Annotated in this window: 1 protein-coding gene (cut by a window edge); it reads left to right on the top strand. The window is 59.0% G+C overall.

Features of this window, described 5'->3' with window-relative positions:
* Positions 1–24,622, top strand: the 3' portion of a protein-coding gene (locus tag ACKVY0_RS13710; RefSeq protein ID WP_409215389.1) for an autotransporter-associated beta strand repeat-containing protein. The gene continues 12,509 nt to the left of window position 1, outside the view; 24,622 of the gene's 37,131 nt are visible here — the last part of the coding sequence; its start codon lies off the left edge, out of view; its stop codon occupies positions 24,620–24,622.

Here is a 24,622-nt window from a genome sequence, read left to right as displayed (position 1 = left end):
TAACCGCGAGTTGATTTTCCATGTGACTGGCGCTTCGACGCTGAACGTGGCACCCAGACTGTACACCGTTTCCGGGTTGACCAAGGCGGCTGGCGGCACCTTGAACCTGCAATCTCAGGCAACTTATCTTGGCAACACGACCATCAATGGTGGCATCCTGCAACTCAACAGCGGCGCTGCGCAGACTTTGTTCACCTCGTTCACGACTGCGCCTGCGGCAGGGGGGTCGGGATCTGGGCCGAGCGGCCAGGTCATGCAGGTGAACAGTGGAGCCACGCTTGATCTCGTCGGCAGAAACCAGTCCTTGGCCAACCTGAGCAGCGCTGGCACTCTTTCCGGCACGGGAGGAACCGTGATTAACTCCAACGCCACGGCCGCCGTCTTGCGTGTCGGCATACAGACTGCCAGCACGTGGGCGGGGAACATCAGTTCAGGTACTGGCGCGATCAATCTGGTTCGCGACGGTGCGGCTGCTTGGACCGTGAACTCGGCAAACACGATGAACGGTTCCCTCACGCTCCAAGGGGGCTCTACGGTGCTTCGGGATGCGGGCACTTTCCAGGCGGCCAGTTCGATTACCATCCGCCGGGCCGGTTTGGTCTGGAATGACACGGTGAGCCAGGCTCAGGCGGGACGCTTGCTCAGTACGGCTGGCATGACACTCAATGGCGGCGGGTTCCTTTACCAGTCGCGTTCAGGTGCCAATGGAGCGATCACCCTCGGTGCGCTCACGCTTGCAGGTGGCTCATCATTTATCGCCGCCCAACCGACCAATGGCACGGCCCAGATCACCTTTGCCAGCCTTGGCACACGTGCTACCGGCGCCACGGTGACATTTGGCAGCACTCCAGGTGACAATGGGCGGATTCTCTTCACCAGCGCCCCGACTCTGACGAACGGCATTCTGGGTGGCTGGGCCGTGGCACTTGGCGTGGATCCGGTCGCGGGCGGTTCCAATAATGCGGAATTCGCCACTTATGAAACAGCTTCGGGAATACGTTCGGCGGGCAACTACACCACTGTGTTCACTAACGGGCAGACCATTGCCACAGGAACATCATTAGCGACTACCAACGTGCGTCTTGGTTCGCTTGCAGGTTCGGCCACCAGCACGGTCACGCTGGCTGCCGGCGGAGCCACGATCAACAGCCTCTCGATGAACAATGGCGCGGTGAATCTCAATTTTAGCAGTGCATCTGACATTTTGACCGTGACTAGCGGCGGATTGCTTGGTGGCTTTGACAACACGGTCCGCAACCTCGGCTCTGCCGCCTTGCGGGGCATCCTGACCGCCGGAGCGGGTCAGAGCGAACTGTTCCTCTACAACGGGCAGAACGTGATGACGGTGAATTCCGTGATCGCCAACAACAACACGACCATGAACGTCATCTTCGACGGTTTGAGCCAGGTCGCGGGTACCAATCAGACTGCGCCGACGATCAATCTCACGGCCGCGAACACCTACACTGGCACCACCTATGTCAACGGCGTGATCGTGAACCTCAATGCGTCTTCTGGTCCTGCCATTCCGGGCAATTTGATCATTTCTGGCGGCAACAACAGTGGTGCCGACTCACTGCCGATTGGCAATGCGTCGGTTTTCTTGCAGCAAAGCAACCAGATAGCTTCATTGGCAACTGTGACCATGAACGGCGGTGGTTTGCTGAACCTCAACAACTTCAATAACACCATTTCCAATCTTGCATTCACGCATGATGGTGGTGTCACAGGTCCGGCTGTCATGACTGGAAGTGGCACGCTGGCAGTGGTGGCCGTCCGTCCTCTCACCGCCACTACGACGGCAAATTCCAATCAACTGGTATTCTCGGTGGCTTCGGGGGCGACGATCGCGGCGGGCACTTCTATCGGTGGTGCTGGCATACCGACAGGGACCACCATCTCAAGCAATTCCAACGCGACCAATTACACCATGTCCGAAAACGCCACGGCGAGCGGCACGGTCACGATTCAAAACAGCGCCAGCACCACCGCAGGCACTGCCGCGCTGACCTTCACGATCGCGCCGAGCGCCAGCGCCCTGGCCGCTGGCACCCCTGTGAGTGGTCTTGGCATCGCTGCTGGCTCCACCATTTCCAGCGGTTCCGGGCTGAGCTACACGCTTTCCCAGACTTCCACTGCGGCTTTGTCTGGCAGCGTGACGGTCGGCGGCATCATCACGGCCTCCAGCCTGGACAATGGCAGCGCAATTCCGGTGCTGAACGGCTTCCTGGACATCAGCGCGGGGCAAAACTTCAATGTGGCCGCTTCTACCGTGATGCCTGGCCAGATGGGTCTTACCGGGCAGATCGGGCTTGCGCTGAATGCCGCAATGAACACCGGCTTCATCATCAAATCAGGCAATGGGGTGCTCGGTATCGGTGGTCAGAGCGCCTACTCCGGCGGCACCTATGTCAACTCGGGGGCACTCGCCTTCGCGCAAAATGGCGCGTTCATCGGCAATTCACAGGTGGTACTGGCGGCTAGCACGTCCCTTGATGCTCGCGGACTCGCAGGAGTGGTCGGCTCCGTCGCTGGCTCCGGTTCCATCACGAACTACAGTCTCAACACGCAAGGCACTGTGGTGACGGGTTACGACAACTCGAGCGGCACGTTTTCCGGAACTTTTTCGAGTCCTTTCGTGAATGGTCTTCTCAACGTGACCAAAATCGGCAGCGGGACTTGGAATCTGACTGGCAACAACAACGCCTCGGTGTCCAACACATTCACTGTAACCCAGGGTGCGGTGACGCTCGACGGCGGATCAGGCCAGTCACTCAACTTCCGCGCCTATACTCTGAATTCGGGCGGGGTGCTGAACATTGACAATCGCACCAACGACGTGGCCAACCGCCTAGGCGTCAGTGTGGACGGCACTCCTGGAGCCTACTCGGACATCAGCACCACGTTGTCCAACCGGACCACCAACCTTCAGGGGGGCGCGCTCAATTTCTTTGGTGTGACCGGCTCACAGCTCTCCCAGACCATCAGTGCTATCACGACGGCTGGTTCCGCGACCGTAAACCTCTCAGGGGGAACCACTGCCGGCTTCTATGTTGGCATGCCTGTGGACGCCACCACTTTTATCCCGGCCGGTCTTCGTGTGGCGTCCATCGTCAGCTCCACCCAATTTACCCTTTCTTCGGGAACAGGAGTCACGGCAGGGACCGCTGATACCAACTTCCTCGGAAGAAGCGATAATCTTGGGGCTGTAAACATCCAGAATGGTGCCGGTGTCATCACACTGTTTCCAAACACAGCGGTGGGAACTGCCACTGTGCTTGGATTCCGTTCCATGAACAGCATCGCTGGCAGCAGCGCAGGCGGCACCCTTCTGCTGCGTGGAACCTCACTCGGAGCTGGAACACTTGGCACAGGGACGGTCGGAGTTACGAACTTCGTCGGTGTCTCTGCGCCTGCACAGATTGGTTCTGGCGGAGCTGCGGGCACCACCACCATGAGCATTCGTCCAGACATCATTGGTGACACAAGTCTTACCGGCAACGGCACGGGATTTGTCACCTATTTTGCAGGCAGAGGCTTCCGACTCCTGACAGCTGGTGAACAAGCGTCCACCTTGGGCACACAGCCGCAGATCGCACCGTTTTCCGCCGTCAGCCCGAATACCAACGTGCGCCTGACCGCGCAGCAGAACCTGACCGCGAATTCGACCATCAACAGCCTAGTGCTTGATTCAGGGAGCGGGGTGTTCATGGCAGCGGGCACGCTTTCTTCAACGGTCAATCCCTCGGGCAGCCTTTACAACGTCGCGGGCGGCCTGCACACGCTGACGGTGACATCTGGAGGCATCCTCTCGCTGGCAAACAACAATGGCATCCGCGGCGGCGTGCTTGCACCAGGAGCGAACAATCAACTGATCTTTCACAACGTGGGAGATCTTGTGGTGAACAGCTTCCTCTCTGGAGGCGCTCAGGGCCTAACCAAGTCTAGTGCTGGCAAACTCACCCTGAATCGCGCTAGCTACATCACGGGAACGACCACGCTCAACGCAGGCACCTTGGAACTTGGGGCGGGAGCCAATACCCTGCTGGTAACAACCGGAACCACCACCGCCACTGTCTATGACCTGCGTGTCAATGGCGGCATCTTGGATGTGAAGGGGGGCAATCTCGCCGTTGGGGCGATCTCCAACAATGCGACAGCGAATGTCGGCGGCACCAACGTGGCACTATCGGGCAGCGGAGGCACCATCACGAATACGGGAGCCACGCCTGTCACGCTGGTCACCAGCACTGGCACAAGCTCCAGCTTTGGTGGCGTCATCACCAACTCAGGAGGTGCCTTGTCCTTCACCAAGTCGGGGTCAGCCACCTTGATCCTCACCGGAGCCAGCACCTACACCGGAGCGACCAGTGTTCTGGGTGGCACCTTGACTCTGCGTGATGGTGGGTCGCTTGCCAACACCAGCGCCATCACTGTGGGCTACTCGACGCTGTTGCTCGACAACCAGGGCCTCAGTAACAACACGGCACGCATCAACGCATTGGCTCCCGTCACTCTGAATGGCGGCTCATTGACCATCAACGGTCGCCAGTCGCTTGATGCCCAGACCATTGGCGCGGTGACCTTGGGCCAAGGCTCTTCGGCGATCACAATCAACGAGTTTGGTGGTGCCACCACTGGCGGCTACGCGCTCACCCTGGCGGACCTCAACCGCGTCGCTGCCAATGGTGGTGTGGTGAATTTTGTGCCCGGCTCTGGCCTGACATTGGGGGGCACCACGAATACCGCCACGGCCGGTGCCCAGCCGCAGGTTTTCCTCAGCCAGGTCAATGGCAGCGCGTTCAGCCAGAGCAGTCTGGTCAACGGCATCATCGGCGGTTGGGCGGTGGTGGTGGTCAACGGGTCTGAGTTCGCTAGTTACAAGGACAGCCTCGGGGTCAGCCAGCTAAGTAATACGGGTGCTGGTTATGCTAGTTATGCCAGCAGCGACTTCACTACTGCTGCTGCCACTGCGAATGTGAATGAGAGCAATGCTTCCCGCACTTTGGCAGCGAGTAGAACGATTAACTCATGGCGCATCACCAACGGAACGACCGAGACCTTTGGTACGGCTGGAAATGCGGCCACCCTGACAATTGCAAGTGGAGGGCTGATTACCACGACAAGCGTGACATTCAATCGTGGAGACATCAACTCTGCGATTACTTCAGGCAGTTCAGATCTCTTTTTCTGGGCCAATTCTGGCACCAACACGATGAATACCAAGATCACCGGCAATATTGGCTTGGTGAAATCGGGTAGTGGAACTCTTGTCTTGGGTGCGGCGGCATCTTTGGCCTCGAATACCACGAATACTAGTGCCGTGGTGACAATGACCACTACCGCTGGTCTGTTATCTGGGAGTGTGGTTTCTGGCTCCGGAATCACGACTGGCACCACCATCCTTTCAGTGGATAGCCCGACGCAGGTTACCCTTTCCCAACCTGCGACGGCGAACGGTGCAAACGTGGTGCTGAATTACAGTCTCGGGAACAATTCGGCAAACGTGCTCTCCAGCAACGTTGTCGCCCGCAATACGATCATTGTTGGAAACACGACCGGGTTGACCGTTGGACAGACGGTTACGGGCACTAATGTTTCAGGCAGCCCAACAGTCGTTGCCATTCTCAACGGTAATCAGGTGGTCATTTCATCCAACGCGACGGCGGCGGGAACGGCGAACCTGAATTTCACGGCGGTGACTCCGCAAAACGGCAGCATCAGCACCACTACGACTGATAAATCCACCATTGCGTCTGTGGGCACCACCCAAGGTCTTACGGTTGGACAGACGATCACAGGTACTGGTATTCCTGGCGGGACGACCATCGCGGGTATCCTCAATGGAACTCAGGTACTTCTCTCTGCCGCCGCAACGGCAACGGCAACCAATAACCTCACCTATGGTACATATACCCCGGTGAATGGTTCCGTCAGTTCCACTACGGTGAATGGCACACAGGCCACGCTCGCGAGTACGGCTGGACTCGTCATCGGTGCGCCGGTGGAAGGCGTGGGAGTCGCTCCTAACACCGTCATTGCCGCCGTGAACAGCCCGACACAGGTGACACTGTCGCAGCCTGTGACAGCCAGTGGCACGGGCGTCTTTGTGAATTACATACCTGGAAGCACGGTGACACTTAGCAGCACCACCAGTACCAGCAGTCCTGTGGTATCAGTGAGCAGCACAAGCGGTCTGGTCGTTGGCCAGCCGGTCACTGGCCCTGGTATTCCGAATGGCACGACCATTACCTCAATCAATACTGCTAACTTACAGGTGACGCTCTCGCAGACCCCAACGGCCAGCGGGACAGCCTCCCTTGTTTACACCACTGGCACGCTTAAAAACGTCAACGACTACACTGGGACCACCATCGTTAATCAGGGTATATTGCAGCTTTCCACCGGTGTTTCTGGCACCCAGCTCATCCCGGGCGACATCCGGATCAACGGAGGTGCGCTGAACTTCGCGAACACCAACACCGGTCAGATCGCCCCTACTAGCAACATCACCCTTTCCGGCACAGGAACTTTCACATTGCCCAACTATGGCACGTCAGTTCAGAACACCTTTGCTAGTTTGACCTTCAACGGCAATGGCGGCACTGCTGCGCCTACGTTTAGCTTCGGCACCCCCACCGCCTCGAGCACCGTGGTGCTCACGGCGGCCAATGCCATCACCGCGAACAATGACAACTGGGCGGTGACTCCGATCATCAGCAGTGGCGCTGTCGCGGTTAGCGCACTTCAACTGAACAATGCCGCCCCTGTCATCAGCGTGACCGGTTCCGCGCCAGTTGGGCTAGCTATCAGCGTCCCGATTACGAGTGCTGGCGGCGTGGTCACCAAATCCGGTGGTGGAGCACTTTCGCTCACCGGCCTCAGCACCTTCACCACGGGCTTTAATCTGTCTGCGGGCACCTTGATTTTCGGTAATGGCAACACCTCCCTGACCGCAGGGGCGCTGGACATTGCCAGCAGCGCGATCGGCACAGGATCGCTCATCCTGGGAGATAGTGCCACTATCCTCGCTGGCGGCTTCACGGTTATCAGTTCAGGCACGACGAACGGTTCGTCGGCTGTCACGCTGACCGGAACCAATGGGCGTCTCCTGACTGTGGGCCAGATTGTCAACGGCACCGGTGTTCCAGCGGGGTCGTTTGTGTCATCCGGCATCAGCGACACCGGTTTCGCATTGTCGTCTCTTGCGACTACCACCGCTACCAACAACCTCAACTACACCACCTGGCTTGCGAATGCGATCACGGTAAACGGCAATTTCACGTTTGGCGGCACTTCCGCCGCGAACAACCTCTTCCTCACGGGGGTGATGAACCTCGGTACGGCGGCACGAACCATGACGATCACCAGCCCCTTTGTCACGGCTTACCTCAACGGGCAGATCACCAGTGGAGCGCTTTCCGGCATCGTCATCGCAGGCGCTGGCACCGCAGTTTTTGCCAGTTCCGCCAACAATTACACGGGCAGCACGACCATCACGGGGGGCATGCTGAGATTGGGGGCTGCGGGGGTGATCCCTGACAACTCCGACGTGGTCGTCGCGGCAGGCAACACCCTGACCGGCACCACGGGCGGCACGCTAGATCTCGCAGGTTTCTCCGAAACCGTGGGATCGCTAGCGGGTGGAGGTCTGGTGACCAATTCCGGGTCGGCGGCCACATTGACTGTGGGCGTATCCAATCTGGCCCAGGCCACCTTTGCCGGGATGATCACCAACAGCACCAATGCCTTGAGCTTGGTCAAAGTTGGCACCGGCACCCAGACTTTGACCGGTCTGAACAACTACCGGGGCAGCACCAATGTGACGGGTGGCGTTTTGGAGGTCAACACCCTGGCGGATGTCGCACCAAGCTCGATGGGGAACGTGGCCTTGTTCTCGAACGTCAATCTTGCGGGAACGTTGCGTTTCATTGGCTCGGACGCCGCCCGCAGCACCACCACCCGGGTGATCAACCTCACCGGTGCCGGTGTTCTCGACGCCTCTGGAAGCACTCCTCTCGTGCTAAGCAATTCGGCGGCCGGCACGACGACCAATGTCACCAGCAGCGGCAGCGGTCTCACGACCACCAATTTCGCCATCACCCCGGGGACCACCACCTACTCGGTGGCTCCCACCTTGGCCATTAATGGCGGCGGCGGCACAGGTGCCACTGCCACGGCCGTGCTCAACAGCAGCGGGCAACTCGTAGGCATCACCATGACCAACACCGGCTCCAACTATACCACCGCCCCAACAGGGATCACCCTGAGCGGCGGCACCACTACCTTCGCCGGGACAGCTACGACTTTTGTTGGCAACGCCTCCAGTTTTGCCGGTGTCACCTTGGCGGGCACCGCGCCGTCCAATTTGGTGCTAGGAACTACGATGTTTGGGCAAACAGTCACCGCGATCAACGGCACGGCGGTCTCGCTCTCCGGCACTGCCAACCAGACGGTCACGGTTAGTACTTCGGTGCCGTTTGGCAGCACAGTGGGTGTTGCGTCCAGTTTGACCACATCTCCGAATGTTACGCTGCGTGCCACGGCTCCCAGCACCTTGGTGGTGGGTTCCACCCTGTTGGGGCGGCGAGTGATCTCAGTCAGCGGTACCAATGTAATCCTGGATGGAAATGCCACATCTGCGGTGACCAATGCCAATGTCGTTTACGGTGGTGCCAGCGTCACGGGAGCTGGCAATAACCTCACCTTGCAGGGAACCGGCAGCGGCACAATCGCTGGTCCGATAGCTATCACCACCGGTGCCTTGACCAAGTCTGGCAACGGCACCTGGACACTGACTGGCAACAGCAACTACACGGGCAACACCACCGTCAGTGCCGGGACGCTGGTGCTCAACCAGCCTGCGAGTTCCACGGCTGCCCCGGGATTGGGAAATACCGCGATCACGGTCAATGGCGGCACTTTGAACGTCCAAGGGAACTACTTTGCAGGTCTGACCTCGGTGGCGGCATCTGGTGCCTCCTTGACGGTGAACGCAGGAAGCACATTGAGCCTGTCTAACAACGCCATCGGCACCTTCACCATCCAGCAGAACGCCACCGGACCGGCCACTGGTCTGACTTTGGGCTCCGGCAGCAGCACGCCGGTCAATCTCCTTCTGGACATCAATTCGGGCGGAGTCACGCAAATCGATCGCATCAACGTCACACGTGGAATCACCATCGCCGGACCTGTGGAAATCGCACTCGCGCCTGTTTCCACGGCCACTAGCCTCTCTTCCGGTACCTACACCTTCCTCTCCGGCAGTTCGCTTTCCAATCCACTCAATCTAAGCCTGACGAGCTCCGGTCTCATCCTTGGCTTCCAATCGTTGACCGGCAACACCAACGGCACCACGACGATTTCCATGCCAGGCGGTACCACCGGGCTCGTCATCGGCATGAACGTCACAGGCACAGGCATCGCCACCGGTGCCACCGTCGCCGGAGTCGCCGCGAACTCGGTCACCATCAGCACCGCAGCCAGCGGCAGTGTGTCTAACAATGCCTTGACCTTTGCCAACAATTACACGGTGACGCTCGGTAACACTGCTACGACGGCGACATTGACCTTGGCCTCAGACGTCACCAGCTCGTGGTTCTGGACCGCTGGCAGCAGCAATCTTTCTGATGTAAGCGGCAACTGGTACTCCACCGCCACTGGCACCGGAGGTGTCAACGGAACCCCAGGCGTCATTGACGACGTTTTCTTCACCGCCAACTCGGCCAACACGAGCAGGCTGGCGGTGACTTTGGGCCGCAATGAGCAATTCCGCACGCTAACTTTCACCGGCACCGGCACTACGGCTGCGAGCAATCCAGTTTCGATCAACAATTCCGGTGCCAACACCTACCGGATTTCCCTCAATGCTGGCGGACTCAATGTGCAAGCTGGCTCCGCCGCGCACACGATCAATGCCAATGTTCCCGTCCGTCTCCTCGCCAGCCAGACTTGGAACATCGCCAGCACGGCTGGCGTGTTCACCGTCGGCGGCGTGATCAGCGAGTCCACCACGGGCATCAATCTCAACGTGACGGGAGGCGGCACCCTGTATCTTCAGGGAGCCAACACCTTCAGCGGCGTCACCACCCTGGCCTCAGGTAGCTTGCGCGCCGACATCCTCGCCAATGGCAGCACGGCCAGCGCCCTGGGGGCATCCGCCTCGCTCGCCTCGAACCTGGTGTTTGGAGACAGCGCTGGAACTAACGCCGCGACGCTGGATTACCGCGGCGGAGCCGTCAGCACGGACCGTTTGTTTACCCTGGGACGCAACACCATCACCATCGACAATAGCGGAACCGGCGGTCTCAGCTTCACCAACACTGGCGCGCTGGCCTACCAGGGCAGCGGTGCGCGCACTCTGGCCCTGACGGCCACCTCCGCCCAAACGAACACCTTTGTGCCTGTGATCGGCGACAACGGCGGCGCGACAGCGTTGACCATGAGCGGCAACGGCACTTGGGTCATGGCACCGAACAACGGCATCCTCGCTGGTGTGACAGGCACCGCCACCGCTGGAAATACACTGATCACCTCCAGCGACACCTCACGCCTTGTTGTAGGCCAGGCTGTCATTGGCGAAGGCATCCCACTGGGTGCTTACATTACAGCGATCAATCCCGACACGAGCTTCACCCTGAGTGTTGCGCCGACCATCGGCGATGGACTGACCCCTGATGACTATGATCTCGGGGCGGGCAACTTTAACACCGGTGTGGTCACTCTCGCAGGCGGCGTGTTGAGGACCGACAACCTCAATGACATCGGCGTCGCCAGCGGCATCGGTCGTGGTGATGCCTCCAACACTGCTACCAACGCGGCCTCGCTGGTATTGAATGGCGGCACGCTCAGTTATAACGGGACCGGGACAAGCACCAACCGTCTTGTGACCCTCGGAGTCAACGGAGGCGTGCTGGACTCATCCGGAACGGGAGCGCTGGTGTTCTCGAATACTGGCCCAATCGTGGTCAACAGCGCCGGTGCTCGTGCTTTGACGCTCGGCGGCAGCGCGGACCCGGCCTTGTTGAACACCTTCAATCCCGTCATTGCTAATGGCAGTGGCACCATCTCGCTGGTGAAGAGCGGCACGAGCACCTGGGTGCTGGGTGCGGCGGGCAATGACTACACCGGCGCCACCACGATCAATGGCGGCGTGCTCCAAGTCTCCAATCTGGCAAACATCGGCTTCATTAGCAATATCGGTGCCGGGGTTGCAACGGATAATACCACCAACGCAGCCAGTCTGGTGCTCAATGGCGGTACGCTGCGCTACACAGGAACTGCTCAGTCCACGGACAGGCTTTTCAGTGTTGGCCTTTCGGGAGGCACCATCGAATCCTCCGGCACCGGAGCGGTGAATTTCACAAATTCAGGCAGCATGGGCTTCAACGGGCTGAGCGGTGACCGCACGTTGAGCCTTTTGGGCGTCAACACGGATGCCAACACGCTCAGCAATGTGGTCAGCGACAACGGTGGGGTGACCTCCGTGGTGAAAAACGGGCCTGGATCGTGGGTGCTCGGCGCGATCAACACCTATACCGGCTCCACCACCGTCAATGGCGGCAACCTGCAGGTCGGCACGTCTTCCACACATACCACGGGCGGAGCCGATGCGGGTGGCATCACCGTCAACTCGGGTGCCACGCTCTCTGGCGTGGGCATCGTGAATGGCACCGCAGGAGTCACCAACCACCTGATCGCCAGTGGAGCCACGCTGACACCAGGCGGCAGCTTTGGCACCGCCGTGGGGTCCATGGTCTTCAATGGTAATCTGACGCTGCAGGACAATTCTGCAGCCAGTTTCACGATCAACGGACGCACTGGCAATGACCTTGGCATTCTCTCCAATCTGCTCGTGGGTTTCTATGACACGGTCGGTGGTTATCGCGACCAGAGGCTCTCCACTTGGAACGCCGCCGTCATTGGCAGCCATGACGCCATCACAGTGAACGGAGTGCTCGAACTCAATCGCAGCCAGATCACCCTCTCCGGCGGTTACTTCGCCACGGCTGCCAGCGGCGACTTCATTGATGTCGGCGACTGGAACTCGCTCTCAGTGGGATCGACTTTGGATGTTGGCACCAATTACCGCAATGGCGGCGCTGGCGGTGGAAATCTGAATCTGCCCACCCTCTCAGGCCAGCTCGTTTACGACGTGAGCAAGTTTGCCACGGACGGCCTTCTCGTCATCCTCACCAAACCAGGCGACATCGCCGTCCGGCTTTACAACTACAACCTCACGGGCTCGTCCTCTTGGGGGGCCGCTACCAGCTGGCAGCCGCAGGAAGCGCCGAATGCCATCAGCAGCATCACCACCCTCAACACCAACATCTCCACCAGCGCCCAAGTGGCCCTCAATGGGGACAGAATTGTCGGCAAGCTCTTTCTAGGTGACACGAACAACACTCATGGCTTCACCATCACCCAAGGAGCCGGCAACGGGCGGTTGATCTTCAACAACGGTGCTTATGGATCTGCCGTTTTGAGCAAGGTGCAGTCCAACACCTCCACGGAAATGCTGTTCGTGCCCGTGCAACTCGCTAGCAATCTTCAGGTGATTCTTGGTGCGGGTGGTGCCTCCCCGCGTGTGGACATTGTCGGCTCCATTTCGCAGGCCAGTTCCGGCCTTGGTATCACGGTGATGGGCGGCGGGCGTCTGACACTCTCTGGAACCACAGCCAATAGCTTCAGCGGGGACACCTGGGTCACGAATCGTGGTTTCAGTGACGCCGGCAACCCCAACCTGGTGTTGGCCAAGGCCGCCACCGCTGTGGTTTCCAGCCCCTTGAGTATTCTAACCTTCGGCGGGTCCACAACGGTGAGCCTGACCAGCGGAGACACCACCGCATTGCGTCCAGGCATGGGTATCTTTGGAAATTCTGCCATCCCGGTCGGGGCCACGATCGGCACCATTCTGAGCGCTACCCAGTTCACGCTTTCCGCTGTGGCGACCAGCAGCGTTTCAGGCACTGCCAGCGCAGGTAGCTTAGCCAGAACGCTTGTGGCTCAGAATGTCAGTGCCAGCATCACCAATGGAAACAACAACGTGACACTGAACAGCGGCAATACTTCCAATTTCTTTGTGGGCATGCCGGTGAGCGGTACGGGTATCCCGGTCGGCGCCACCATTGCGACCATCAATGCGAACGGCACGTCGTTTACTCTCTCAGCCAATGCTACCGCCACCAACGCCTCCGCCGCCATTGCCGCGAACACGCAGAGTTTTGCTGCTACAGTCAATATCGGTAGCAATCTGGTCACGCTAAACACGGGCAGCACGGCCGGGTTCTATGTGGGCATGCCCGTCAGCGGTTCAGGTATCCCGGTGGGTGCCACGGTGGCAGCCCTGAATGCGAATGGCACCCAGTTCACTCTGTCTGCCAACGCGACTGCCACCAGTGGCAGCGCCGCCATCGTCGCCAGCGCGGGCGGCACTGTGGCCAGGACTGTCAGCACTGCGGGCTTCTATGTGGGCATGCCGGTTTCAGGAACGAATGTGCCGAATGGGGCCACAGTGGCCGCCATCATTGATGGCACCAACTTCATCCTGTCCACGGCTGCGTCTGCCTCCGGAACTTCTCTGACAACCTATGGAAGAGATGTCGTCAACGGCACCATTGTCGGCGGCCTCACCATTGGCGGAGTCAGCCGCGGCCTGGGCCAGGTAACCGGTGCTGGCAACAACACCGCCGTGGTGCAGTTGGGTGGCAACGAGCAGATCGCCGACGGGACGGTGATTCGTTTCGATGGTGCCGCCAACAACAACGCTTATTTCAAGATGGTCGGCAATAATGAGACGGTGGCGGGTCTCGCAGACTCTACCGGCGGCGGCGTGGTGGAAAATCTCGAAGGTGAAGCGCTCAGCGCCAGCAGCACGCTGACACTCCTGACCAGCGGCAGCCGCAGCTTCAACGGCATCATGCGTGACCGTGCCAACAACAACGGTACTGGTGTGCTGAACCTGGTGGTGGCCGGAACAGGGGAGCAGGCACTCTCCGGCGGCAGCATCACTTACTCAGGCACAACGACGATCAACAGCGGTGCCACCCTGGCGCTTACGAATACAACGGCGTTTGGCAACGGTTCCGGAACGGTGGGCTCGCGTCTCATCATTAACAACGGCACACTCAGTTTCCGTGACTTCACAGCAGCCTATTCCTTGAACCGGCTCATGCTTGGCGGCAGGATGGTGCGTGAAGGCGGTGGTACTGTGAATGTGGGCCTCGGATCGGCCACCACCTTCCTCAGTCGCGTCAGTTACGCCAGCGGCAACGCGCTCGTCACCCTCCCATCCGGCAGCACGACAACCAACCTGCGCACCGGCATGTATGTGTATGGTGTGGGCATCGCTGCGGGAACCAAAATTCAGTCCATCAACAGCGCCACCACCTTCACACTTTCTGCCGCGCCCACCACCAACACGCCTGTGGGAGGAGATTTCCTCGGCATTGCCGGTCATGCCACGAATGGTGTCGCGGTTTTGGATGCTCCCGGAGTCACTTCCTTTAACCCAAGCACCTTCGGCTTCATTGGCGGGAGCGTCCCTTTTGACTTCCGAGTCACGAATGGGAACTTCGACATCCGCGGGGTTCAGACTTTGACCCAGGTGAGCTTGGGACGTGTGGTGCTGGAAAACGGCTCCCTCAACATCCGCGGCACCGGGGACAACGTGACCAACGGCGCATTGGTCACTGTCAACGGTGCCATGGTCATCAACGGGAACGTCAACCTAGTGGGGGCGAACATGCTCGTCTCGGGTACCACTGGTGCCTTAGGTTCCCCAACTGCGATCAACATTTCCGGCGTGGGCAATACTGTGTGGGGCAACGGCAGTGGACAGGGACTTGAAATCCAAAACAGTGCTAGCACTCTGGCAATCACTTATAGTACGACCCGTATCGGTGATAGCACGGCGATAAACCTCAATGGTGGTCGGTTTCTGTATCGTAGCTTTGGAACGGGAAGCGAGGCGTTCGCTGAAACCGTGGGACAGCTCACACTCACTGGTGGTGCCAATATGATTAGCACTACCAAATCAAATGCTGGCTCAAACATCGTCACCTTTGAGGGGCTGACGCGTCAGGCAGGCAGCATGATCAACATGGAAGACTCTTTTGCTCTCGGCAATTCAGGTGCTTCAAAGGTGATGTTTACCAACGCACCTACGCTTGCCGGAGGCATCATCGGCGGCTGGGCGGTCGTGGGCAGTGAGTTTGCCACCTACAATGCCACCGCTGGCGTCACGGCGGTCAACTCGGCTGCATCGACTCAAATTGCAACTGTCAGCACGACCTACACCAGCAGCAGCAACGTCAGACTTGCTTCAGCGCAAACGATCAACTCAATTACGGTCAATTCAGTGAACCTGCGTGGCTTCAATACCACGATCAATGCCGGAAACACGCTGACCATCAGCACGGGCGGGGTGATTAATTTTGGTTCGACTCTTGCGGGCGGCATGGTGACGGCAGGTGCGACCTCCGGCTACGACCTGATCACTCATATCACCGGAGGCACGACCACCATCACGAGCCTCCTGGTCAACAACGGAGCCTTTGAGATGAATCTGGCCAAGTCTGGGCAGGGCACGCTGCAGTTGAGTCCTGGCTTCAGCCGCACAGGCTCTTACACCTCTGGTCAAAGCACTGTAACGATGAGCGGCGGTGCCAACACCACCGACATGCAGGTCGGGGCATTGGTGAGTGGTCCCGGCATCGCCGCCGGCACCGTGGTGGCAAGCGTTTTGAGTGGCTCCCAGTTCGTGCTGTCCAATGCACCGCTGCAGACACAGACTGGAACTGGCCTTACGTTTACGCAGGTGAACACCTATTCAGGTAGGACGTATGTGAATGAGGGAACCCTGCGCATCACGAGGGAAACTGACTTGGGTGTCAACCCTTCGAGCTTCCGTGCGGACCAACTGGTGCTGAACGGCGGCACTTTGCAGGTGAATGCCACCATGGACATGAATGACGTCAATCGCGGCATCACGATCGGGGCCGCCGACGGGCGTTTCCGGGTCGCTGACAACAGAGTTTTGACCATAAGTTCTGCCAACATCATCAGCGGTGCATCAGGACGGTTGATCTTGAGTGCGACATCGGGTGGTCCTGGCGACAATCGTGGCATCCTCACCATTGCAGGAGACCATGATTTGTCCGGCGGTGTGGAGACTGAAGGGATCCAGTTTGGGACCACCGGCCAGTTGGCCTCCACTTTCTCCACGGGCAGCACACAGGTCGTGGTGAGCAGCACGGCTGGGCTTGAGGTCGGGTCCGCTATTTCCGGCAACAATATCGCCCAAGGGACAACAGTCGCTGCCATCATCAACGGGACGACCCTACAATTGTCCCAAGCCACCACCGGTGGTGGCACCAACGTCAGCCTGAACTACGGCGACTTTAATGCCCTCAAACTCACCGGGGACAACACCATCGGCTACATCCGCCTGAATGGCTCCGCGATCGTTCTCTCCGGCAACAACACACTGACGGGAGACATCGCACTCAACAGCGGCTTGCTGCGTTTGGGCGGGAACAACACGTTCAGCGGGAAGATTTATCAGCAGTCAGGTGAGATCCGCCTCGAAAGCGCCACCGCGCTGGTCACGACAGCAGGCATTGCGATCAATCTGGCCACCGGTGTTTTCAACCTGAACGGCTTTGATGCCACCTTCTCGGCCATCACCGGCGTTGGCACTGTGACGAACGATGGAGCCGCCCCGGCCACGTTGACGGTCAACACGGATGTCAACCAGAGCTTCCAGGGAGCGCTGGTGGACGGCCTGACCAGCGCCACGAAGTTGTCTCTGACCAAAACAGGTCTTGGAATGCTCTCTTTGGGTACATCAAACAGCTACAGCGGGGCCACGGTCGTGCAGGGCGGCGGCTTGGTGGTCAACAGCCTCAACAGCGGTGGTTTCGGCAGCAGCATCGGCTCTGCTTCCAACGCCGCGGCCAATTTGGTCTTGGACAACGCGGTCCTGCGCTTTGTCAGCAACACCCCTACCTTCACGGACAGGTCGTTCACCATGGGAGTGGGAGATTCTGCGGCCACCATCGTGGCGGATGGCACCCGGACGGCGGCGAGGATGAATTTCGGTCAGGCCGGCTTCTCTCCTGCTGTCGGCTTCACTGGCAGCGGCAACCGCACGCTGACGCTGAGCGGCTACAACACGGGCAACAACGTTTTCGCCCTCTCTCTTGGAGATGGCGCGGGCGGCTCCACCTCGCTTGTGAAAAACGGTCTGGGAACTTGGGTGTTGTCCGCTGCCAGCTCCTTCACCGGAGAAGTGCGTGTCAATGCGGGCATCCTCGCAGTGACTGCGGACGGTGCTCTCGGGGCGGCGGGCCAGGCAGGCATCGTTGTCGCTGGGGGAAACAACAACGGCAGTTCCATCCCCGGCGGTGCTAATGCCACCCTGGACTTCCGCAATGTCACCTACAACACTGCGGATGCGATCTACCTGGCAGGTGGCACCTTGGCCGCGACGACCGGAACCAGTTCCTGGGCGGGCGCTTTATTTGTGACCGGCAATTCCAGCGTGCTGATTGGCCAGGGAGCCTCGCTCGAAATCAAGGGCATTTTCGGCGGTGGAGGTGCCATCACCCAGTTCGGCGACGGCACTCTGATTTTGAGCGGCCAGGCTGACAGCTTTACCCGCAACACCATCAGCAGCATGTCGCCGGATCACACCGTGCAGGCGGGTACGCTCGTTCTTGATTATGCCAACGGCGACAGCAGTCGGCTTGCTGACACTGGACGAATCACCCTCGGCGGCGGGCGTCTCGGAGCCACGCTGGTCATGAGAAATGGAACAGGCCCAATCCTCGAGATCATTGCCGCGGCCACCATTGGCGGCGGCAGCAATCGTATTGATCGGACGAATAGCACGGCTGTACTGCGCATGAACTCGATCACGCGCAACACCGGCGCGTCGCTACGCTTTAGTGCGGACAACATTGCCAGCACTGACAATCTCAATGTTAACGGTATCTTGGGTGGCTGGGCCTATGTGGGGGATTCTGACTGGGCTGCTGTCAGCACGGCGAATGACACAAGCACAGGCACAGTGATCTCCAACGCAAGGCTTACTTTCGGCCAGTCTGTGAGTGGCACGGGCATTCCAGGAGGCGTGACGATTACCTCGATCAACGCCAATGGCAGCACCATCACCCTGTCCAATAATGCGACGGTCACCGCTACCAATGCACTGACATTTAATTCTATGACAGAGGTTACCACCGCCGCCTCAGGCAACATCACATCCAACAGCACGACGCTTACCCTCCCAGGCACCAACACAACTGCAGGTCGCATGATCGGCCAGACCATCTCCGGAGCGGGCATTGCCGCCAACACCACGATTGTGGGAATCCTCAATGGAATCCAACTGGTGCTCAGCCAGCCCGCCACTGCCACTGCGTCAGGTCAAACATTCACCTTTGTAAGCAGCGGCAACTCCATCTTCTCGGGAACCACCACAGGGCAGTTGAGTTCCAATAATTCGGTGGTGCTTGCCCAGGACGGTCTCATCAGCAGGTTCACTGGCTACATTAACAGCAACGCGGCCAATGATTGGGTGTTGCCGACAAGTCTCAACAACGGCGGCAACATGACCATCACAGGTGCCAGCACCCAGACGAACCGCAGCACGAACACCCTGCGTTTCAATGCTCCTGACAACACCCCGGGGAACAACTCCATGGCGGTGACTTTGGTGGGGGACAATTCGATCCTTTCCGGCGGGATACTGGTCACCCCAAACATGGGCACGGACTCCGCCCTCATCAACGGGTTGGGAACTCTCTCCGGCGGCTTTGGAACCACTGCGGACCTCTATATCCGCCAAAATAACACTGCCGCCACCATGGAAATCTCGGCAGTCATCGCCAACCGCACGCCGCCCTCCACCCGAACAGTGACCGCCTCGGGTGGTAGCACCACGATTTCGAGTATCAGCATTGCCGGACTCAACGTTGGTCTGGGCGTCTCTAGCAGCACCGGCAACATTCCGATTGGTGCGACCATCAGTTCCATCACCATCACGAACGCTGGTACTCAAACCGGCAACATTGTTCTAAGTAACGCAGTGACCGGCACGGGGGCTACCACAGTCGATCTGTCCTTCTCTCACAATAATGGTCTCGATAAGAATGGTGATGGCAGCTTGGTCTTGTCGGGCTTGAACACCTACACAGGTGCCACCACGATCAATGCAGGGGTTTTGACCGTGCGTCAGATCGGGGTGACCGGTGTCACCTCGGGCACGGCGCTCAGCGCGTTCAACCAGACGCTTGGAAATGTGCTGTCCCCTCCGACTTTTAGTAATCTGAGCGGAATCACATTTGGCCAGACTGTTTCCGGTGCCGGTCTGCCTGCGGTTGTCACGGTGAGTTCCAACACGACCGCCGGACTCACTTCGATCACTGTGGCGAGCACTGCCGGTCTTCAGGTGGGAACACCCGTGGTTGGAACGGGCATACCGCTTGGTGCCACCATCACCGCCATCAACGGCGCCACTCAAGTGAGCATCAGCAACAGCGCGACGCAAACGACCAGCGGCAATCTGATCAGTTTCGGCGGCTCCTATGTGACTGCAGTCAACGGTGCGCAGAGCACAGTGACGCTCCTGAACGGCTCCAACATCACCACGACGGGAACGAGTTACACGTTTGGGAACAATGTTGCTCTGGCGGAAAACTTCATCAATCTGGTAACTCTCACGGTGAATAGCGCCACCATCACGCTCAACGGCAACAACAGCACGGCCGGGCTTACCATCGGGCAAACGGTGACCGGCGGCGGTTTCCCTACTGGCACCAAAATTCTCGCCATCCTCAGCAACAACCAGATCGTGGTCGATCAGGATGCGACTGCCACAACCAATGCATTGCTCAGCTTTGGTGCCGCTCCCGCTGCGCTTATCTCTTCGTTCACTGGCGGCATGGCATCCGGTGCCATCGTGTCCGTCACCAGCACGCTGGGTCTGTTTCTGGGCCAGACCGTCAGCGGTGGCGGCATTCCGGCCGGCAGCGTTATCACCCAGATCATTGACTCAACGACGCTCCAGATCTCCAATGCCGTCGCCGGCACGGGTGCCCAGGGGCTGACGTTTGGTTTTGTTAACAATTTGCCCGCCAGTGTGGGCGGCACTCAAAATGTGACTCTGGTGCAGGGGCAGGCGACCATCAATCTCGCATCAACGGCCAGCCTCAGTGTCGGCCAGGCCGTCAGCGGCCTGGGAATCCCTGAAGGAACGACAGTGGCGGCCATTCTCAGCCCAACCCAGGCGGTGCTCAGCCAGTCCGCGCTAAGTGGTGGCTCCTCCATGCTGTCCTTTGCAGGCGCAGCAGGAGCGCTTGGAGCCTCTCGCAACAGCCCCGGAAACTTGGTTTTCAACGGCGGCGTCCTTCAATACAATGGCCTCAACTCCATGACTGATCGTGGGTTCACCATGAATTCAGACGCGGTCTGGGATGTTGGCAATGCCCGTACCACCTTGGTCATGGGCGGCAACTACGTCACTCCAGCCGCTCCAGACAGCTACGGTGTGATCAAGCGTGGTGCCGGTGTGTTGGAATTCCTCTCCACCTCCACTGGTGGTTACGGCCTAGACCGCCTGGAAGTTTATGATGGCACCCTGCGTGTGCGCGTGGTTCAAGACGACCAGTTTGTCCGTAGTGACATCGGCGGTCTGACTATGGGAGGTGGCACGTTCGAAGTCATTGGGTCTTCGCACCGGGCCACGACACAAAACATGCTTGGCGCTTTCCAATCCAAGGAGGGAGCTTCGGTCATTCGGGTTTACAGCTTTGGCAACTTCAACACCGATTTGGTGCTGCAAGATCTGACCAATCCTGTGGCGGTTGCTTATGAGCGTGGCAGCACTGTTCTTTTCAGTGAGAATCCGTCTGGTACTGGCAGCGCCAACATTCGCTTGGGCGGCGAATTCCTGCGTGATGTGCAGACCATCATTCCCCGTGCCGTTTACCAGACATCTTTGGACACGCTCAATCCCGGGGTCAATTACTTCGCCTATGTGGACTTTAACGGAGGCCTGTTCTCGGTGGTGGCTTCTGACAATATTTCGATTGGGGGCACGGCCGCACACACCATCCAGCCAGACCCCTCAGCATGGACCGGCAGCATGCACGTAATGGATGGAACCCTGTTCTTCGACTCCTTCAGCGGAGCTACTGGCTCAAACGCTGCGGCAAACACGATCCGCTTTTTCAACAGCGGCAACGAATTGCTGGCCAATTCGGTCCAGGGAAGCAATGTCATTAGCAATGTTTCAACCAGGCGTCTTGAGGTGGGGCAGGTCATTCGGGGCAGTGGTCTTGCTGATGGCACCACAATCACTGCGATCGATTCGGTCGCGGGCACTCTGACGCTTAGCAACGCGTTCCAGAACGTGAATACCACCAACGCCCGCTTCTACGTGCAGGCCGTGGCATCCAGCAGCATCACCATCACAGATCTGCTGACTCTCAATGGCGGCGCAATACTGCAGACCACCCATGCGGGCAATCATGCCAACAGCATCAGCGGCGGTGCGCTCACGAGCGCGCTGACCAATTCGGATGGGACCAGCGCGGACCTGATCATCCACAACTGGAACCCGCTTGCACCGCTTGCTATCTCGTCCGTCATCACGAACAACAGCAATGCATCAAGGATCGTGAATCTGGTCCATTCGGGAGACGGCACCACAGTGCTGAGTCAGGCCAACACTTACACGGGGGCCACCTTCCTCCTGGGCGGCGTCCTGCGTCTGGACAATGCTGCCGCGCTGCCGAATGCCAGCCGTCTCCGCCTTCGTGGCGGTGTGCTCGGTTTGAACTCAGGTGACTTTGTCCGGGCACTCGGCACCTCCGCAGGACAGGTGGACTGGGCGGCTAGCGGTGGGTTTGCGGCCTACGGGGCCACCCGAGTCGTCAACATCGGTGGTGCGGGCATCCAACTTACATGGGGGGCAGGTGGTTTTGTGACCGACAATGATTCCCTGATCTTTGGGGCCAGGGACACCGGTCGCCGAATCGACTTCGCAAATGCTGTCAATCTGGGGGGCAAGTACCGGATGATTGAGGTCGTGGAGGGAACTGCGGAGCAGTTGGGGGCTGCTTCAGGTTCTGGAGTTGGAGCCGTGGCAGGTGCACGCCTCAATGGCGTCATCGATGGCACTAACGGAGGCATTTTGATCAAGGCGGGGCTTGGCATTCTAGAATTGAACGCCAGCAACACCTACACTGGCGGTACTTCTCTGGCGGAAGGCACCTTGCGTGGCTTGGTGAACGGTGCCTTCGGTCCGGGCGCATCGCTGGTTAGCGTGGGCACCACCACAGATACCAGCGGCTCAGCGCTCGCGCTGGTCCTCGACTACAAAGGTTCCACGCTCAGCAACAACCTCGTCATTGGTGGGGTTAACTATGACGGCATCTCTGTCCTCAGAGTATCAGAAGCCGGGGCCATCGCCATCAATGGTGTCACCACGTTGAATCGTGGGCCTGGTCTCAACACCATCCTCAGCACGGCAGCGGGTCAGGCTGTCAGTGTTGCTGGGCAGATGACTGGTGGTGGAGGTTTGACAATGATTGGTGGCGGCACGGTCACGCTTTCGAATGTCAATAATAACTTCGGCTCCAGCACGGGCGCCAGTGGCCTCGGATTGGATGGTGCTATCATCGTACGAAATGGTACGCTGGTGGCTGCCGCCATTGGGGGGCTGGGTTCTGCGAGCAACGTGATCGAGTTGGGTGACGCCTCTTTCCCTCTCGCCAACGTGGACTTTGTCACCGCCGGAGCCTCCGTGCTGGGAGTGGAAAGGGCCGTGGGCTTCAATGTTGGCAACCTATCCGCTCTGGGCGGGACTTTTGTTACCGATGGGAATGGCACACTCTTCGGAAGTGGTCAGTACAACAACACTGGACCGGGCGCGTTCTACAATATTCAGGCGACCATTGGATCCTACGCCTTCACTGCCGCCGACGTCAACAAACGCATCCTTATCAAAGATGAGGCAGCCTATGCTGAGAGGAATGGCGTTTATCGCATTGTTCAGATCAATCCTGATGGCACCATGAACCTGGTTCGTGACGCCGACTTCAGCACTTCCGCCAACATGCGCTATGGAACCCAGGTTTCTGTGGGCCCGGTGCTTGGCTCTGTGCAGACCACCCAAGGCACCTCGACCCTGGCCGTGGCTGTTGCGAGTGCTTCGCAGCTTTCTGCTGGAATGTCAGTCAACGGCTCTGGCATCCAGGCCGGCACCACAGTTAGTTCTGTCTTCACCTTGTCCTCCTCCGTCTTTGTCACCAGCGCCTCTGTTTCAAGCTCCTCAGTGACCGTGTTTTCTGTGCCTGCCACTTTGATCGTCGGATCGACGCTTCTGGGGCAGACCGTGACGGCAATCAGCGGTGACACCGTCACTCTGAGCGGCAATGCGAGCCAGAACGTCTCCAACAATAGCGAAAACTTCAGTTATGGCTCGGTGATTCTTTCGCAAGCACCCGTGAGCACGGGAACCGTTCAGCTGAGCTTCGGCAGTTCAACATACTACGTTGCATCACCCACCGCTGGCACTGTGAACAGCGTCGCCGACCCCGTTCATTGGCTGCGCGATACAGTGAACCCCGGCGTCACCTTGAGCATCGCGGCAGGAACCACGGCCATTTCCCAGAACATTGATGTCAACGCCAACGGCATCGGCACCACCAAGATCACCTCTGCCACTGCGGCCACCCTGACTGGCAGCGTGACACTTCAAAACTTGGTCTCAGGTGTGCGTGAGAACAAAACTTTGACGCTCGATTCCACCGCCACCGCCGGCAGGGGCTTGGAATTCGCCGGACTCATCAGTCAGGCAACCCCGGTCGATGCAGCGCCTGCCAATGATCTCCTCTCCTTGTTGAAGACGGGCAGCGGCACGGTCACACTCAGCAACTCAGCCGGTAACACCTATGCCGGCGGGACTACGGTGTCCGCCGGAACGCTCCAAGTCATCAATACCACCGGCAGTGCCACAGGCTCCGGCTCTGTGCAGGTTGCCTCTGGCGCTTCCGTGACAGGTGCGGGAATCATCGCTCCCGGGGCTTCCAACAACGTGACTTTCGCCACCGGTTCCACACTGGCGGTCGGCAGCACGAGCGGCACATCGGGAGAATCTTTCCGCGTTAACTTGAATGGCGGTTCCTTCACCTTTGGAGGAGATCTTTTGCTGACCATTTTTGCTCGTGATGCCGACATCACAAGCACAGAGGCGGACCGCCTGGTGCTGGGTGGCGCAGGAACAGTCAACCTTGCGGGAAGCACACTCAAGCTCGGCACATCCGGTATTTCTTCCAGTTCCTTTGTTGCCGGAGACCAGTGGAAGCTCATTGACTGGTCAGGGCTGACGAACAATTCCACCTACTTCAACGGCCTGAATTCTTCCACACAATATGTGAACAACATTGACCTTCCGACGCTTGGGAGTGGCCTCTTCTGGGATATCAGTAAACTCTACGACACCGGGGTGATCGCCGTCGCCGTGCCTGAGCCCGGCCGTCTGGCTTTGTTGCTGCTGGGAATGATCGCCTTGTTCGGCAGACGCCGCCGGCAGCGGCTTGAGAAGTGTTCCTGA

The sequence above is a fragment of the Prosthecobacter sp. genome, from assembly GCF_046154365.1.
GTDB lineage: Bacteria > Verrucomicrobiota > Verrucomicrobiia > Verrucomicrobiales > Verrucomicrobiaceae > Prosthecobacter.
The sequence above is the reverse complement of the archived record's forward strand: the minus strand, read 5'-3'. Positions and strand labels throughout refer to the sequence as shown.